General features: G+C 66.5%; 17 protein-coding genes. 6 read left to right on the top strand and 11 right to left on the bottom strand.

Translation table 11 applies throughout. The features are described 5' to 3' along the window. Positions 1 to 24: 24 nt before the first annotated feature. Positions 25 to 321 (bottom strand): hypothetical protein, encoded by a 297-nt coding sequence (locus AAF604_11435; protein ID MEM7050265.1) that lies wholly within the window; start codon positions 319 to 321, stop codon positions 25 to 27. A gap of 131 nt (positions 322 to 452) precedes the next feature. Between AAF604_11435 and AAF604_11430 the strand changes: the two genes are divergently transcribed. After that, positions 453 to 1,073 (top strand): hypothetical protein, encoded by a 621-nt coding sequence (locus AAF604_11430; GenBank protein ID MEM7050264.1) that lies wholly within the window; start codon positions 453 to 455, stop codon positions 1,071 to 1,073. 23 nt (positions 1,074 to 1,096) lie between these two features. On the opposite strand, the gene AAF604_11425 is transcribed toward AAF604_11430, so the two are convergent. The 9 genes from AAF604_11425 to AAF604_11385 form a co-directional block, all read right to left on the bottom strand. Continuing rightward, complete coding sequence (locus AAF604_11425; protein ID MEM7050263.1) at positions 1,097 to 2,995, bottom strand: hypothetical protein; 1,899 nt, start codon at positions 2,993 to 2,995, stop codon at positions 1,097 to 1,099. Positions 2,996 to 3,001: 6 nt separating this feature from the next. Then, positions 3,002 to 3,880, bottom strand: coding sequence for a hypothetical protein (locus AAF604_11420; protein ID MEM7050262.1), 879 nt, complete (start codon positions 3,878 to 3,880; stop codon positions 3,002 to 3,004). Then, entirely contained in the window at positions 3,877 to 5,058 is a 1,182-nt protein-coding gene (gene pgsW, locus AAF604_11415) for a poly-gamma-glutamate system protein (protein ID MEM7050261.1), read from the bottom strand. Before pgsW ends, AAF604_11420 begins: the two co-directional genes overlap by 4 nt. A 1-nt stretch (position 5,059) precedes the next feature. Then, entirely contained in the window at positions 5,060 to 5,512 is a 453-nt protein-coding gene (pgsC, locus tag AAF604_11410) for a poly-gamma-glutamate biosynthesis protein PgsC (GenBank protein ID MEM7050260.1), read from the bottom strand. Next, complete coding sequence (pgsB, locus tag AAF604_11405) at positions 5,505 to 6,695, bottom strand: poly-gamma-glutamate synthase PgsB (GenBank protein ID MEM7050259.1); 1,191 nt, start codon at positions 6,693 to 6,695, stop codon at positions 5,505 to 5,507. Before pgsB ends, pgsC begins: the two co-directional genes overlap by 8 nt. Positions 6,696 to 6,851: 156 nt before the next feature. Next, on the bottom strand, positions 6,852 to 7,976 hold the full coding sequence (locus AAF604_11400; protein ID MEM7050258.1) for a hypothetical protein: 1,125 nt from the start codon (positions 7,974 to 7,976) through the stop codon (positions 6,852 to 6,854). 78 nt (positions 7,977 to 8,054) lie between these two features. After that, positions 8,055 to 9,197 carry a hypothetical protein gene (locus AAF604_11395; protein MEM7050257.1) on the bottom strand — a complete coding sequence of 381 codons (1,143 nt, stop codon included), beginning with the start codon at positions 9,195 to 9,197 and terminating at the stop codon, positions 8,055 to 8,057. A 110-nt stretch (positions 9,198 to 9,307) separates the two neighbouring features. Next, on the bottom strand, positions 9,308 to 10,390 hold the full coding sequence (locus AAF604_11390; protein MEM7050256.1) for an alpha/beta hydrolase: 1,083 nt from the start codon (positions 10,388 to 10,390) through the stop codon (positions 9,308 to 9,310). Further along, the gene (locus AAF604_11385) at positions 10,387 to 11,577 is read right to left on the bottom strand and encodes a mechanosensitive ion channel family protein (protein MEM7050255.1); all 1,191 of its coding nucleotides are present in this window, start codon (positions 11,575 to 11,577) and stop codon (positions 10,387 to 10,389) included. The genes AAF604_11390 and AAF604_11385 overlap by 4 nt, the downstream gene beginning before the upstream one ends. A 104-nt stretch (positions 11,578 to 11,681) precedes the next feature. Here AAF604_11385 and AAF604_11380 point away from each other — a divergent pair, with 104 nt between their 5' ends. The 5 genes from AAF604_11380 (at position 11,682) to AAF604_11360 (ending at position 15,268) form a co-directional block, all read left to right on the top strand. Continuing rightward, on the top strand, positions 11,682 to 12,251 hold the full coding sequence (locus AAF604_11380; GenBank protein MEM7050254.1) for a YceI family protein: 570 nt from the start codon (positions 11,682 to 11,684) through the stop codon (positions 12,249 to 12,251). Positions 12,252 to 12,295: 44 nt separating this feature from the next. After that, positions 12,296 to 14,458 carry an MMPL family transporter gene (locus AAF604_11375; protein MEM7050253.1) on the top strand — a complete coding sequence of 721 codons (2,163 nt, stop codon included), beginning with the start codon at positions 12,296 to 12,298 and terminating at the stop codon, positions 14,456 to 14,458. Beyond that, positions 14,455 to 14,607, top strand: a complete 153-nt coding sequence (locus tag AAF604_11370; protein ID MEM7050252.1) for a hypothetical protein — start codon at positions 14,455 to 14,457, stop codon at positions 14,605 to 14,607. Before AAF604_11375 ends, AAF604_11370 begins: the two co-directional genes overlap by 4 nt. 77 nt (positions 14,608 to 14,684) lie before the next feature. Further along, on the top strand, positions 14,685 to 14,960 hold the full coding sequence (locus tag AAF604_11365; protein MEM7050251.1) for a type II toxin-antitoxin system RelE/ParE family toxin: 276 nt from the start codon (positions 14,685 to 14,687) through the stop codon (positions 14,958 to 14,960). 11 nt (positions 14,961 to 14,971) lie between these two features. Continuing rightward, positions 14,972 to 15,268 carry a HigA family addiction module antitoxin gene (locus AAF604_11360; GenBank protein MEM7050250.1) on the top strand — a complete coding sequence of 99 codons (297 nt, stop codon included), beginning with the start codon at positions 14,972 to 14,974 and terminating at the stop codon, positions 15,266 to 15,268. Between the two features lie 200 nt (positions 15,269 to 15,468). On the opposite strand, the gene AAF604_11355 is transcribed toward AAF604_11360, so the two are convergent. Beyond that, a partial coding sequence (locus AAF604_11355) for an OST-HTH/LOTUS domain-containing protein (GenBank protein MEM7050249.1) occupies positions 15,469 to 15,804 on the bottom strand: 336 nt, incomplete at its 5' end.

Here is a 15,804-nt window from a genome sequence, read left to right as displayed (position 1 = left end):
TCTCGGACGGCTCCCCGAGCTGACCTACTGCGGTCCCCTCAGTTGAGCGACCTGGGCCCTGCCGCCACTCAGAATGTCGAGCAAGAACGCCCCCACCTGGCGAGTCGCGAAGCTGCCCACGAAGCGTTCCGAACCCGGCCCGGTCGCCAGCAGCGGAACCGGCACTCCGGTGTGGTCGTCGGTCGGCCACAGGGCCCGCAGGGTGGAGTTGGTTCGATCCCCCGCGCTCAGGGCCAGGCCGCCGGTCTCGTGGTCGGAGGTGAAGACCAGAAGAGTTTCCTCATCGGTTTCCGTGAAGTCGAGGACCACGTCGAGAATCACCTCGATCGCTACCATGCCGCGCAAGAGGCGGTGAAGCAGGTTTCAGGCCACCACGACAGCGAATAAACCTTCCGTACCCCGGTACGAACTCTCACCTTCGCACACTGTTTTGCAACTCCTCGAGGAGGCACATGAGCCAACGCCGATTCGTCATTGTCGTCTTCGCCTTTCTGCTGTCAGGGGCTATCTCCTGTAGCACCCCTCCGCTCGAGATCGTTGATTCCGAGGCCAAGCTCAATGAGCCCCTGTTTCGGGATTTCGAGCCCACTGCCGAGCACCCCTTCGGCCGCCCCAACCCTCGAGCGCCGGAGGAGCTGGCCCAGTTCGAGTTTCTGATCGGGGAGTTCGATGCGCAGGTCCGACGACGCCTACCGGACGGTAGCTGGTTCGAGGAGATGATCCTCTGGCAGGCTTCCTACATTCTCAACGGCCATGCGATTCAGGATCGCACCTGGAGCGATACCGCCGCCACCACCAGCATCCGCTTCTTCGACACCAATCAAGGCAAGTGGCGAGTGAGCTACCAGGCAAAGCCCGGCAACATCTTCGGCTTTGTCTGGGAAGGAGTGAAGAGCGACGACCAGATGGTGCTGACCAGCACCTACCCCAACGGCGACGGCGACGCCATTTTCAGCCGGCTGACCTTCCATGACATCACGCCGACCGGCTTCGAGTGGACCTCTGAGGAGACCAATCAGCGGACCGGCGAAACCCTCGTCGACTGGACGATCTCGGCCCGTCGTCGCCTCTGAGGGCGGCAGCGAGCGAGTCGACCTCAACCGCCGAAGCGAGCGCTCAGGCGGACTCCGGCCTCGAACTGCGAGTAGTCCTTCTCGACCCCGATGTCGAGGCGCACCGGGGCTTCGGAGCTGCGGTCGCGAAGCTGGCCGAAGACGATCAGGTCGTAGCGCTGGTTGAGCTCGAGCTGCCAAGAAGCAAAGAAGCGCAGCAGCTCGTCGTCGCGGCCGGCATGGAGGGGAGCGAGTCGCGAGCCCTTGTCGGTGGTGTAGTCACGCTGCCCGAGCTCACCCTGCAGGAAGAGCGTTTGGCGACGGGCGGTGGCGAATCGGTAGCGCGCCGCCAGCATCAGATCGAGCTGACGGTAGGAGGGATCGGTGTCGTCGGAAGTCCGCCGGGTTTCGCCCGGCTCGTCGAACCCCTGAGCGCTCGACTCGGTGAGCTCGACGGCGTAGGAGAATCGCCAGCGGCGATCGAAATCGTGGTCGATACGAGCGCCAGCGAAGAGGTTGTCGCTGTCGAACTCTTGGAAGGCGGCGGAGTGCTCGAAGCGAGAATAGCCGAGATGGAAACGGCCCCGGAAGCTGGCGCCGATGGGCTGCGTCAAGGCTGCGCGAGCTTCGGACTTTTCGAACTCGAAGGCCTGGAAGGGATCGACCTGCTGGCCGGCGCCGGTGAGGTCCGAATCCCGCAGATGGCGGACGTAGAAGTCCGGCGTGTAGGTCAGCGCCAAGGTGAGCTCTCGCTGCCCGGGAAGCTCCTGATCCCAGGAAATGCCCAGACGGCTCCAATCCTTGATGCCGTTGCGCTGGTAGGCACGGTGCTCGAGATCGAAGCCCACGCCGGCCGGCCGGCCGGCGAGACCCGAGAAGGAACGGTCCAGGTAGACGTCGGCGCGATGGATGACGTCATCGAGGCTGTCGACCCGGAAGCGATCGGGATCACGGCCGGCGTCGAAGCGCGCGATGAACTTGTCTGAGTAGCGCAGGATGTTGTCGTCGTAGTAGCTCGCCAGCCGCGCCCGGACCCGCCATTCCGATGCGACCTCGGTCGCCACTTCCGTCACTGAGGTCGTGCGCTCGGCGATTTGCGCTCGAACCAGGGCCCCCTGGGCCACCGGCGCGAGAATCTCGAGCTCCTGACGCCCCTCCCCGACGGCGAGCACCACCTCGTTCGCTCTGCCCACGGTGACGTAGGCATCGCCCACCAGGCTGCTGCTGCGAGACGGCTCGCTGCGCAGGCGATAGCGCCGGTAAGACTCACCGTCGCGCCGGACCGTCAGATCATGGCTCACCACCTCACCGGAACCCAGCGGCCGCACCAACAGGCGGACCCAGGCTGGCCCAGCGAGATTCAGCACCAACGGTTGATCGGCCGTCAGCCTTCGATAGATGGCCCGCTCGTCGCCGACCGCCAGCTCGACCTCGCGCCCGCCGCGGATGATCGCCGGCTGCCAGGAGCGACGAGTCGGCCGTTTCTCGGAGAAGCTGGCGCGAATTCCGACCACTGGCTCGGTGGAGTAAGTGACCGCGACTTCCACCGTGTGGCAGCCGCGTCCGAGGTCGAAGGGTGCGCGGCGCAAGGCGCCCGCCTCGGCGCTGCCGTCGAAGCTGCCGGAGTCGACCCGGGTGACGCGATGATCGAAGCGCACCGACTGCCGCTGACCGTCGATCTCGATCGCCAGGGAGTAGCGCGCCGCCGCGGCACCCGACTCGAGAACCGCCCGGCTGAGAATCTGCAGCTTGCCCGCACCACAGAAGGAGAAGCTCGCCGGCTGCTGGCGTCCGACCCGAAGGTAGGCCCGCGGCTCGCCGTCGGATCGAAAGGTGGAGCGCAGGAAGGTTTCGTCCGGCTCGAGGTCGGTTGCCGCCTGGAGGCCCGTCGCTCCCATCAAAGCCACCAACGGCACCAGCAGCCAACAGAAGTAGCTCTTCATGGCCGGTTACTCCGCGGTCAGGGAGAGGTCTTCGCGCGGCAGCATGAAGCGCGCCAGAAGACTTCGCTTGTTGGGATCGAGGGGATCGATCTCGAATCGGTGGCGCCCCTCCGGAACCGGTACCGCGATCTCCGCCGCCCGCCCCGGCACCAGCTCGTCGTTGGCGCGATAGGTGGTCACTTCGGAGCGCCGGCTACTGACCTGGAAGGTGTTGACCACCTGACCGTTACGCCGCACCTGCAGGCGATAGTGGATGCGGCCGCGCATCTCCGGAGTGTTCTCGAGGCGGGTGAAGATCCGCAGCTCGGTGGGTCCGATCACCTCGAGAGAAAACGGCTTGCCGGCCGCGTTACGGTGATAGGGCACGATGGTCTCGCGCACCACCAGCTCGACCAGCTCCGGGGCGCCTCGCGGGGTCACCGGCACCCAGCTCCGACGGCGCTCCTTGCTCGGCTTGAAGAGGTGGCGGAAAAAGACCTGGGGACTGCCCGTCGCCGGCCTGACCTCGATGTTGTGATAGCCGCGTCCAAGGCGTAGGAAGTAGTCCTGCAAGCGTCCCGGCACGCCGAGGGTTCCATCGCGAAACATGGCCGTGCGGGAACGTTCGACCTTGTCGTAGCGCACCTCCTGCTCGGCCCCACCGTCGACTCGCACGAGGAGCGAATAGCCCTGCGCCTCGCTGCTGGTGGGGCGAAATCTCGGCCGGCTCAGCAAGCGCAGCTCGCCGGGCCCCTTGACCGTGATCAAGGTCGACTTGCTCGGCGACAGCAGAACGTAATCGCGATCTTGACCGGAAACGAAAATCGGTACCGGCGACTGGGCTTCGACGGCGACCACAAAGCCACATCCGAGAAGCACCAGCAGCGCCCACATCAGGCTCTTCACGAAGCCTCCTCCTCGAGAGAAACCACCGCTGCCTGGACCTCACCTTCCCGTGATCCCTCGGGCGATTCGCGATCGGGCTCCTGATTGCCCAAGCGATGAACCCGCCGGTCGAACGCGAAGAGAGCGATCAGCAAGGCGGCGAGGCCAGTGCCCACCACCACCGCCCGCACCACGCTGTAGCGAGTGCGCCCGAAGACCTCACCAACGCCCGGCGGGATCGGATCTCCCTGCGCCGCGACCAGCCCGTAGCGATCGCGCAGGGCCCGCACGTTGAGCAGGTGAATCACCGGCACGCCCTCTTCGTTGAGCCGCAGGAGGACACCGCGGAATGGGAAATTGCGCATCGGCACGGTGGCGGACGGGCCACTCGGAATCAGATCGGCGTTGAGGGAGTGGCCCAAGCTCGCCACGCCTCCACCGACGTTGACGAAGACCCCGATCTCCTGCGGGGTACAGCCTTGGCGATACAGGCCGACGCGCCGCTGCACGTTGGATTCGAGCTGCTCGGCGGCAATCAGCGGCACCGCATGGCGCGTCGCCGCCGCCTGCAGCAGCTCCCGGCCCCGGGGGGAAAGGCCACGGCCGGTGTCGTTGCCGCCGCCGAGGGAGGCCGCCAGAGAAGGCGTCGACAAGACGCCCGCCGAGACCAGCTCCGCTTCCATGTCGAGCCAGGTGAAGAACGGATCGGTGGCGCCATAGTTCGACGCTCCCACGGACGAGATCGACGCCACCTTCATGCCGAGCGCATCGAGGGCTGCCAGCACCGAGAGGTTGAGGGCTGGGAAAGACCCGGTCATCGCCACCGCGGCGCAAGCTCCGTCCTCCACCTCGAGCTGACGCAGCATTTCGACGATGGCGGCGGCGAAATTGGGGTCGGTGCTCGCCAGCTTGGCGTCGAGGTAGCCGCGGTCGGTGGTGATCTGGGTGTACTCCTGACCGATCAGCGCGGTTTCGGCCGGGTCGTTGATGCGGTCGACGAAAACACCGCGCTCGAGGCGATAGTCCTTGAGGTGGCGCGCCGCTTCGGCCGAAATCTCGGCGGCGCGCAGCATCTCGTCGTACCAAGGGCTACGCACCTCCCGCTTGCCGCTTTCGACATAGATCATGCCCAGCACCGCCACCGCCGTGAGCGGCAGCAGGATGCGGTTCGAGCGCAGATTCAGCCAGTGAAAGTCCATCTCAGCTCGGCAGGAGGGCGCCGCCGAAAACGACGATCAGCGTCAAACGAACCAGGATCGAGGTCACGGTGATCGCCCCCAGGGTGCGCGCGATGCCCTGCTTCAGAAACCAGTTGGCGATCAAGCCCGGAATCACCCAACCGACGGCCGCCAGCTCGACGGTGGCCAAGCCGATCTCGAAGGACAGGAAGTTGCGGGACGCGATCGACAGCAGGCAGCCCACCAGCACACAGAGCACCAGCTGACGACGACCGAAGACGAAGGTGTAGCGGGCGATCAGCTTGATCACCGCCCAAGTGAGCATGGCGACCACGAAGACGCCGGCGAGGCGCTCCGGAGAACCGAGCTGCAGAGCGATGTAGCCCGGCACGACCAGCCCTCCAGCGGCCAAGCCGAATCCTTCGTAGGCCAACAGGCTCAGCACCAAACCCAAGGTGATGGCGACTTCAACCATGCGGTGTTCGGCTCCTTTCCTCGAACAGGGCCACGGTGGCCGCCCCCTGTCCTCCCATATTGCCGATGGCGACGATGCTGCTTTCCGATTCAGTGACCGCGAAGATCGCCTCGAGCACCCGCTCCGGCATCGCCTTGCCGAGATCGACGGTGCGCTCGCCGGCGAAGCCATAGCCGCGCAGCAGACGCACCACGGCATCCGTCGGCTCCCCCATCACCAGGGCGCGATCGCACTCTTCGCCGAGCTCGTCGGCCACCAGGTGGGCGAGCTGCTCGGAGCGGTCCTTGCGATCCGGCCGGCTATTGAGCAGCACGAAGCGCTGGCCGCGCAGATGCCCGCCATCGCGCAGCATGCTCCAGATGCGAGCGCTCGAATCGGGATCGTTGGCGGCGAAGGCATTGAACAGCGTCGCCACCTTGCCTCCCTGCTCGACCCGCGAACGCGTCAGCACACCGGCATCGGGAACCGCCCGCCACATGCCCGCGAGAGCGGTCTCGTCGTCGACCCCGAGGTGGCGACATACGGCGAGGGCCAGGGCGACGTTGTCGCGATGCTCGATATAGCCGAAGCCATCGAGTGCCTCCGCCGCGACTTGCTCGGCCGTGACCAGCTCACAGACGGTGCCTTTGGCGGCGGCCAGCTCGGCGATCAATCGAGGATTGTCGGCCTCCGAAGTGAACACCGTGCCGTTCGCCGGAATAGTGTTGCCCATCGAGGCGGCGATCTCGGGCAGGGTTCGCCCCATGACGTCGGTGTGATCGAGGCGCACGTTGGTGAGCACCGACACGGTGGCGTGCACCATCTGCTCTTCGGTGAGGCGCTGATAGTCCGGTTGCAGAGCCATGCACTCGATCACCAGCGCCTCGGCACCGCGGTCGACGGCGAAGCGCATGATGCCGAGCTGCTCGAGAATGCTGGCGGCGGCCTTGCGATGCACCGGCACATCGCTGCCGTCCTCGAGGATCAGCCTCGGGAAGGTCCCGGTGACCTTGGTGACGGTGCGGATGCCCCCGGCGCGCAGCCCGGCTCCGATCAAGCGCGTGACGCTCGATTTACCACGTGTTCCGTTGACGTGAATGCGATGGGGAATCGCGGCGATCGATCGCTGGTGGCGTCGGAACTCGACCACCGCCAGGGCCAGCAGCAAACCCACCACCCCCGAAAGCACGGCAAAGCTGGACAAACCCAGACTCCAAGGCAGAAAAACAAGGCCTCCCGCGGCACGCCAAGAGGCGAATCCAACCGAGCTCGACCATCCCCCAATGGCCGAAGCATCGATCTTCTCGTATTTTAACGCGGGCCCGGCGCCGAAAGCGCAACCTCGTGCGAGGAAGAGCGCTCAGGGTACCTCGAAGACCAGCCGAATCTCGGCTTCACGGCTGGCGCCTTCGAGCGGTTCCTCGAAGCGCCGGCCGACCCGGTTGCCGGACGGATCTTCGAGGGCGGCGGAGACCACCAACGTGTACGTACCCGGCTGCCAAGGCGTTGAGGGCTGGAAGGACCAGGAGCGCTCACCGGCGGCGGCGCGGGCGTTCCCGGCCAGCGCCGTTCCCTGCCCATCGACCACCGTCAGCACGCGCTCGAGGAGCGCACGGTCGGCCGGCTCGGCCAGCTCGATGGTGAGCGGCGAGGCGTGGCTCGCCGGCGGGCGGAGGCGCCAGGCGGCAGGATCCGGGGATTGATGATCCGGTGGTCCGGCACGGAACTCATGCGCCCACTCAGAGCGCAGCGGCAGACCGGCGGCATCGCGCGCCTCGCCGTCGATCTCCAAACGATAGCGGCGGCCCGCCTCGAGCACCGGCCCGAGGGCGACATTGGGACCGACGCCGCGCTTGACCCGCCCCGGATGCACCAGCAGGGTCAGCCGGGTGCGCTGCGGATCCCACAAACCTCCTTCGACGAAGACGAAGGCATCGGGAATCGGGGCCCCACCTTCGACATCGATCAGGCGCACATGGGGCAGCACCCGGCGGGCGCTCATCGGCGCCGAGAAGTGGACATAGAAGCGCAGCAGGTTGGCGGGAAGCGCTGCGGCCGAGGGATAGACCGCCAGGACCTCCGTCGAGGCACCGCGAGCGAGGTCTGGCAGGAGGTGCCGCGCCTCGCCACTCGCCGTACCGGTGGCTCCGCTCGCGCGATCGAAGGCAGCGCCGTCGAAGCGCGCCCACAGAGTCATGCCCGGCGCCGGAGGAAACCGGGGGCGGAATTCGAGCCCCGTCGCCGTGACCCGCCAGGTGCCGAGGAGCGGCGGCAGATCGCCGGCAACGGCGTCGGCGTCGGCGAGAGCCACCACCGAAAGGATGGTCGACCAATCGGCACGCTCGAGATCGGCTGCCGACAGAGTTTCCAAAGACTCCGCCGGCAGGCCGCGAACCGTCACCGAGACCAGATCCGGCTCACCGGGCGGAGCCGAGAATTCCACTTCCTGGGCGACCAGCGCGGACCCCAGAAGGGAGGCACCCACTCCCAACCCGACCAGCAGCCCGACAACCCGGAGCGGCCATCCACCTCGATGGCCTGACGCTGTAATGGCGCCAATCCCTTAGAAGCGCGCCAGCCGCATCGAGACCAGCTCCAGAGTGCCGCTCGGGCTGCGCTGCAGCGCGACCAAGCGCTGCTCGTCGAGCAGGTCCATCTGGAGAATGCCGGTGGGCGAGCGAATCTCGTAGGGAACGCCGGCGGTGTAGCCCTCGACCTCGGTCGTGATCGAGCCCTCGAAGCTCGCGATGTCGGCGGGATCGACCACCATGAAGGGCAGCGAGCTGTTGGCGATCAGCAGGCGGTCCTTGCCGTCCTTCTGGTAAACGACCATGTCGAGGGGATAGTTGCCAGAGCCGAACTCGGCGACGGTGCGACCCTTGACGTGGCCCCCCTTGGCCAGATCGCTGCTCTCGAAGGTCACCAGCGGGGTGCACAGATAGGCCGCCAGCAGGTGCTCTTTGCCCTCGAAGTCGTAGGGCACGAAGGCTCGGATGGGAGCGTGCGTTTCCCACTCACCATGGGCACCGTGGTAGATCTCGACGGTGGTCTTGGTGATGCCCTCGGCGAAGGGATAGGGCACCTTCCAGACGGTCGACGCGAACTCTTCGTTCGACAGTCCCGCCACCCACAGCGTGCCCTTGGCGAAGGCCATGTCGGTCACCGTGTCGACGCGCAGCGGCGTGCCGGTTTTCCAGCGGTGGGTCTTTTCCACATCCACCGGATCCGGCAATGGGCTGCTCGCCCAGCGCGCCTCGGAAAGATCGACGGCATCGATCTCGCCCTCGGCGTCGACCCGCAGCAAAACGTTGGCATCGCCGAGATCGTTGGGAAGCTGCCAGCGCGACGCCCACTTGGCCCGCTCCCGCGACACCGCCAGATAGATCGCCCGCGACACCGGATGCACCGCCAGGTCGTGGATCAGCACCTCGCTGGTGCGGGTGCCGAGGAGCGCCGCGATCTTGGTTTCGATGTCGCCCAGGGCGAAGCGCTCAGCGGGCGTGGCGGCCTCGTCGTCGTCGAGATCGAGGGCGACCACGGCGCCGGCCTTGGCGTCGCCGACGAACAGCACGCCGTCCGGCCCGAAGGCGAGGGCACTCATCGACTGGATCTCCGGCGGACCCTCTCGGAAAGACTGGGCGAGGGACGGAACGGCGAGCAGCGCCAGAACCAGCGCGGTGCAGGCCAAGCGGTGGAAAGAATGCATGGAATCGCCTCCTTGTGCAGATCGCGGTGGGTATACGCCACGACTGGATACGAACGCTTCGCGAAGAGAGTTGTCAACGAACTGTAAAACCACCCCGACATGAGCCCATCTCAAGGACAGGTGGCGAAGGCGGCCGTATCGGCCACCGTTCGTGCCGAAACGCCGAGCGGGTTGCGATAGATCTTGGTGACCCCGGCTTCGAGGTCCCGCACCGTCAGCTCGTACTCGACATTGGTGGTGGCGGCGGTGAAGACCCAGAAACGCTGGTTGTCGGCGCAGCCATCGAGCACCTTGACCAACAGCTCCCAGTTGTCGGCCCCGAAGAACCAGAATAGCCCCGAGTCCGCCGTCGTCGTCACCACACCGCCCTCGCCGGTACGGTCGCGATCGTCCCGCCAGGAGACGCTGAGAGCGAAGCGACCGTCGCGCAGACAGAGGGTCGTGGCATCGGGACGGCAGAGACCGACCGCCGCCGGATAGCGCTGCTCGACCAGGAAGCGGAAGCCGTTGCGCATCACGAAGGAGGGCCAGACGTTGTGGCCGAAGCCGGGCTGGATGTCTTCCTCGGACCGCACCTCCAGGCGCTGCCAGAGGGCTCGATTGTTGGCGTAGGCCCCGTCCGTGTAATTCGGATCGGTGGTGCCGTAGTACATGCGGTTGGGGGCGACGTAGGTGCGGTCGGCGAGGGCGTTCACCGGCGCCGTCGGCGACGACAAGGCGAACACCCCGCTGTACTGGTTGGTCACCGCATATGCCTGGTGGAAGGCGTAGGCCCCACCGGCGGAGTGTCCGGCAATGGCGATGCGGGCCGGGTCGACGGGTAGCTCCGCGGACACCGTGGCGACGCTCTCGGCAATCGTCTGCGGATCGTCGAAGGCGCCCCAACCGGTGCCGATGCGCGAGCGCGGCAGCACCAGGACACAACCGGCATCGTCGGCAGCGTTCTCCACCAGCCGCTGATAGGGCTCGGGCTCACCACCGGAGCCGTGCAGAAACACCACCAGCGGCAGTGACGACGCTGCCTCGAGACCGCGCGGCAGATAGACCAGAGCATAGGAACCGGTCGCCGGAATCTCGATCCGCTGCCAACCCACCTCGAGTGCCGAAAGGGGCGCTCCGGCGGTGGTCCAGCCCACGATGAGCAGCAGGCAGAGGATCCCACCGCCTGCCCATCGCGGAACGCAGCGAATCACGATTCGTTCGGCACCGAATGGGTGTAGAGGTGGACGTCGCGCTGCGGGAAAGGAATCTCGATGCCTTCCGCCATGAAGCGCTTGTAGACCCCTTCATAGAGCATGTCGAGGGCGCGACCGCGCAGCTCCGGATCGTTGACCCAGACCAGGAGCTCGAAGTCGAGGCTGGAGTTGCCCAGCGCCCGGAAGCGCACCCGCGGCTCGGGATCGGCGCACACGATGTCGTAGTCGCCGGCCACCGCCATCAGCGCTTGGCGCACCTGATCGACGTCGCTGCCGTAGGCCACCCCCACCTTCACCCGCAGGCGCTCCTTCTCCCACCGGCCACCGCTCTCGTTGATGATCTTGGCGTTGGCGATCACCGAGTTCGGAATCGTGATCTCGATGTCGTCGCGGGTCAGCATGCGGGTGGTGCGAATGCCCACCTGGGTGACGCGACCGCGCTCGCCGGAATCGAGGTTGACGTAATCGCCCACCTTGTAGGGAGCATCGGCGGCGATGAACAGGCCGGCGAAGAGGTTGGCCAGGGTGTCCTTGGCGGCGAAGCCGACGGCGATGCCGATGATGCCCGCCGACGCCAGCCAGGCGGTGACATCGATGTTCCAGGCCAGGAAGACGAAGTAGATCGCCGCGCCGACGATGAGGATCTTCGCGAGGTTGTCGAACAGCGGAAAGGTGCGGCTGTCGAGGGCCTTGAAGCGGTCTTTGCGGGACTGGAAGGAGGTCAGCAGCAGCGACACGAAGCGCATCGCGAAGGAAGCCCAGAGGAAGACCGCCAAGGTCTGGATGACCCCCAGGGTGACGCGCTCGATGGTCGGCGCCAGACCCATCAGCTGGGTGGCGATGGCGAGGCCGATCAGCAGCACGCTGAGGCGCACGGGCCGGTGCAGCAGCGAGATTAACTTGTCGTCGAGATCGGTCTTGGTGTGGCGCGCCCAGCGCGCCAGACCGCGCGAGATGACGCGGTCGACGATCCACGAGGCGATGAACGCGAACAGGACCACCGCCAGGGCCTGGAGGTACACATTGGTCAGCGGCGTCTGCGCGAGGAGATCACGCACTGCGCTGGCACCCGCCCGGCTGGCTTCGACGGCGGCGTCGCCGCCGGCAGCAGCGGTATCGCCAGCGGCAGCGGGATCTCCACCCTCGGGGGCGGCGGGATCAACGGTTGGCGTCTTCGGAGTCATAGATCGATCGCCCTCTTCACTGGGGTTGGTCGGGACCACCTTCGGCGGCGCCCAGATCTTAACGGCTCGGGCTAGAATCCCGGAGCAGTCTCGAGGTGAGCCCCATGAAGAGCAGACTTCCCATCCTCCTCGCTGTCGCGCTGATCGCCACCGCCGTCGGCGGACCGGTGATCGAAGCCGAACCCATCGTTCGCCGCCTCGACCCGGAGCAGACCAAGGTCGCCTTCACCCTCGGGGCGACCCTCCACCAGGTCGAAGGCACCTTCCGCCTGCTGCGCGGCGAGATCACCTTCGACCCGGCCAGCGGGGAAGCCTCCGGCGAGATCGTCCTCGACATCGCCAGCGGCGACACCGGCAACGCCAAGCGCGACCGCAAGATGCACCGCGACATCCTCGAGAGCGAGCGCTTCCCCACCGCCACCTTCGTCGCCGAGTCCTTCGCCGGCAACTATCCCGGCAGCGGCACTCTGCAGGGGCGACTGACCTTCCACGGTGACGAGCATTCCTTCGAGATCATCTTCGAGCACGTCGACGAAGGCCCCGGTGAAGGCAACGTTCGCGGTTCCTTTCGCATCCCCTTCGTCGCCTGGGGCCTGGAAGATCCCAGCACCTTCGTCCTGCGGGTCGAGAAGGAGGTCGAGGTCACCTTCGAGACCCTCGACCGAGCGCCCTGACCGACCTGCCGGCGGCACCCGCCGCCTCCAGATGGGCTCGCTGGGTGACGGTCGGACTTCTTCTCGGCGGTCTCGCCGGCACCCTGCGACTGCAGACCGACAACTCGCCGGAGCAGTTCTTTCTCGCCGGCTCGCCCCGACTGGCCGCCTACCAGGAGCTGCGCGCCGCCTTCGGTAGTGATCGCGGCCTGCGCCTGGTGGTTTCCGGCGATCGGCTGTGGACGCCGGAGGGTATGGCCTGGTTATTGGAGCTCGAAGAAGCCGCGCAGACACTGCCCGGAGTCGAAGGTGCCGCCGGCCTCGCCAGCCACTATCGCCCGCTGCTTTCGGCTTGGCCGCCGGAGCCCGACGAGCTCCGCCGACGCGCCCGCGCCAGTACCCTCGACCGCAACCTCGGCTGGATCGATCGAACCGGGCGCACCGCCACCGTTTGGGTCACCCTCTCGGAAGACGCCGAGCTGTCGCCCCTCGCGACCTTGCTGGAACGCGATCGACCGGCGGGGGTGGACGCCCATCTCGCCGGCTCGCCGATTCTCGACCGCGCCCTCGATCGCTCGTCACAGGAAATCCAGACACAGTCCTTTCCGTTGCTCCTGATCGCCGCCTGCCTGCTGCTGTTCGCCGTCTTCCGCGATCTCGCCGGCCTGATCGTGCCGCTGACCTTCGTCGCCGTTTGCGAGCTCACCCTCCTCGGCTTGATGGGCTTCACAGGCGTGCGCCTCAACCTGGTGCTGGCAGTGCTGCCGCCGCTGCTCTTCGTCATCTCGCTGGCCACCGCCATCCACGTGCTGATGCGCTATCGCGCTCACCGCCGAGAGCTGGAACACCCCGCGGCGGTGGCCGCGACCTACCGCGACAAGGGCTGGGCGGTCTTCTGGACCGGGCTCACCACCTTCGTCGGCTTCGCCTCGCTGGCGGTCAGCCCGGTGGCCCCGGTGCGCTCCCTCGGACTGTGGTCCGGCCTCGGCATTGCCGTCCTCACCCTGGCGGCCTTTCAGCTACTACCGAACCTGCTCGCCATCGGCGGCTCGAAGAAGGGGGCGGCCCCCCCGGGACAGCGAGCCTTCGAGTCGCGGACCTCGGCCTGGGCACGCGCTATGACGCCGCGGCTGCTCGCCCATCGCGGCAAGGTGTTGGCCCTCGCCACCGCCCTCGCCCTGGTGGCCCTCGCCGGTCTGCCTCGCTTGCGCACCGAGAGCAACGCCCTCACCTACCTTGCGCCACAGCACCCGGCCCGCACCGCCATCGAAGAGCTCGAAGCGGCCGGCATCGGCATCGCCAGCCTCGAGGTGGCGGTTCACCTGCCGAATGCCGAGTCGGCCAGCTCCGCTCCCCCGCTCGCCCGCCTGTCGACCTTGAGTGACCGCCTCCGCGGCTTCGATCCTGTCCTCGGAGTGGTCGGCGCCGGCGACCTGGTGGACGACTTCGTCGCCAACAGCGCCCTCGGCACCTCCCTCGGCCGCCAAGGCGCCTACACCCTCCTCGCCGCAGATCCGCGCGGTCGCCAGGCCCTCGCCCCGTGGTGGCAGAGCACCACGGCGAGACTCCTGGTGTTCGCCCCGATGGCCGGCTTCGACCGCCTCGAGCCTTTGCTGACGACGATCGAAGAAGCCGCCCAGAGCAGCTTTCCGCAAGCCCGTATCGAAGTCACCGGCCAGTACCCACTGCTGCTCGAGAGTCAGCGCGCGCTTCTCCGCACGCTGGCCCTTTCCTTCGCCCTGACCTTCATCGCCGTCGGCCTGGTCTTCCGCCTTCTCCTCGGCACCACGCGCCTCACCATCCTGGCGCTGCTGCCCAACCTCTGGCCGGTGATCGGCGCACTCGGTCTGATGGGCTGGTACGGCGTTCCGGTCGACGTCGCGACGGTGATGGTGGCGTCGGTGGTTCTCGGTCTGGCGGTGGACGACACGCTGCATACCCTGGGGCACTTCCGCCACCTCGCGCCTCGCCACGGCACCGCCGAAGCGGTCGCCCGCACCCTCGAGCTCACCGCCCCGTCCTATCTCCTGACGGGCCTGGTGCTGGCCGTCGGCTTCGCCGTCTGCGGGCTCTCGGACTTTGCGCCGACAGCCCGCTTCGGCGGCATCTCGGCCTTCGCCATCCTGCTGGCGGTGATCGGCGACCTCTTCCTGCTACCCGCCCTCCTCGGCTCGACGCCGGCCGGAGCGGTGCGCAAGATCCGCGGTAGACTCACCGCCGATCCATGAACGACCTCCCCGATCTCGAGAACCTGATAGCGATCGGTATCTTCATCCTCGCTTGGACCTGGCCCCTTCTGCGCCGCTGGTTCAAGCGGCGGCCCGAGCAGCACCAGGAAAACGACTTTCGCAACAACCAGCCGATCGACCCGCAGTAACGGGCAGGGCGAAGTGCTCCCCTGGGAGCGATTTGCGCACGACCGCAACCCGCAACGTGTCATGTTACAGTCGATGAATCGTAAGCTTCAAGCACCGAGGCCTCAAGAAGCTCTACGAATCAGGAGATGGCAGCAAAGTCCGGGCGGACCAGCGAAAACGGATCGCAGATGTCCTCTTTCACCTCGACAACGCCTTGGCCCCAACGGACCTCGACCTACCCGGATATCGGCTCCATCGCTTGAAGGGAGATCTCAAAGGAGCTTGGAGCATCTCCGTATCCGGCAACTGGCGAATCACCTTTCGCTTCGCCGACGGCGATGCTAGGGAAGTAAACCTGATCGCCTACCACTAGAAAGCCCCGAAATGACCATGAAGCAACCACCCCACCCCGGGCACTCAGTAAAGGACGCCTGTCTCGATCCACTGCAGCTGACGGTCACCGAAGGAGCACAGATGCTGGGAGTGACTCGGCATACCCTGTCTCGAGTCATCAATGGAAAGTCTGGGATTTCACCCGAGATGGCAATCCGCCTCGAGAAGGTTGGCTGGTCGAACGCGGCCCACTGGATGCGCCTCCAAACGGCCTACGACCTCGCCAAGGCTCGCGAGCACGAGGACGAGATTGTGGTTCACCCTCAACTACCCGCCATGGCACCCTAGCCCGGCCTTCTCAGGAGGTTTCCTCGCGAGAGGCCGTAGGTTCTTGAAGATGCAAGGCATCCGTCGCTGCCACGACGCCGCCGTACTCGACGTACTGCGAGGAGAGCAGGCGCTGGAAGACGCAGCAGATTCCAGGACATACGGACTCGCAGCGGAAAACTCGTGAAAAGGGCGGGCTAGGCTCGTCGAGCCGACCGTCCCTACTTGCGATTGGCGAAACCGGTGACGATGTAGGTCCCGGACCGGCGGTCCTTCTTCAGCTTGATCAGGTTCTGACGCTCGGCGTCTTCGAGCAGCTCCGAGAAGGAGCTGTAGTTGTAGTAGCCCTCGTTGAAGGAGGGCCGCTTGCGCTGCATGGTCTGCTTGACCATCGAGCCCCACAGGACGTCTTTGTTCTCGCGGATCAGGGCCTGAATGGCGCTGATCATGAGGGCGAAGGCCTCGGCGCTCTTCTCGGTGCCGCCGGCCACTGCCGGCGCCTTCTCGCGCTCCCGCCAGACGTCCTCGTAGTAGATGAACTCGTCGCAGTTGTCGAT

This window comes from Acidobacteriota bacterium, assembly GCA_039028635.1.
Classification (GTDB): domain Bacteria; phylum Acidobacteriota; class Thermoanaerobaculia; order Multivoradales; family JBCCEF01; genus JBCCEF01.
The sequence above is the reverse complement of the archived record's forward strand: the minus strand, read 5'-3'. Positions and strand labels throughout refer to the sequence as shown.

Coding starts and splice junctions, on each gene's coding strand:
- AAF604_11370 (MEM7050252.1), top strand. CDS start 14,455: ATGAACGACCTCCCCGATCTCGAGAACCTGATAGCGATCGGTATCTTC.
- AAF604_11360 (MEM7050250.1), top strand. CDS start 14,972: ATGACCATGAAGCAACCACCCCACCCCGGGCACTCAGTAAAGGACGCC.
- AAF604_11425 (MEM7050263.1), bottom strand. CDS start 2,995: ATGAAGAGCTACTTCTGTTGGCTGCTGGTGCCGTTGGTGGCTTTGATG.
- AAF604_11380 (MEM7050254.1), top strand. CDS start 11,682: ATGAAGAGCAGACTTCCCATCCTCCTCGCTGTCGCGCTGATCGCCACC.
- AAF604_11430 (MEM7050264.1), top strand. CDS start 453: ATGAGCCAACGCCGATTCGTCATTGTCGTCTTCGCCTTTCTGCTGTCA.
- pgsC (MEM7050260.1), bottom strand. CDS start 5,512: ATGGTTGAAGTCGCCATCACCTTGGGTTTGGTGCTGAGCCTGTTGGCC.
- pgsW (MEM7050261.1), bottom strand. CDS start 5,058: ATGGACTTTCACTGGCTGAATCTGCGCTCGAACCGCATCCTGCTGCCG.
- AAF604_11385 (MEM7050255.1), bottom strand. CDS start 11,577: ATGACTCCGAAGACGCCAACCGTTGATCCCGCCGCCCCCGAGGGTGGA.
- AAF604_11395 (MEM7050257.1), bottom strand. CDS start 9,197: ATGCATTCTTTCCACCGCTTGGCCTGCACCGCGCTGGTTCTGGCGCTG.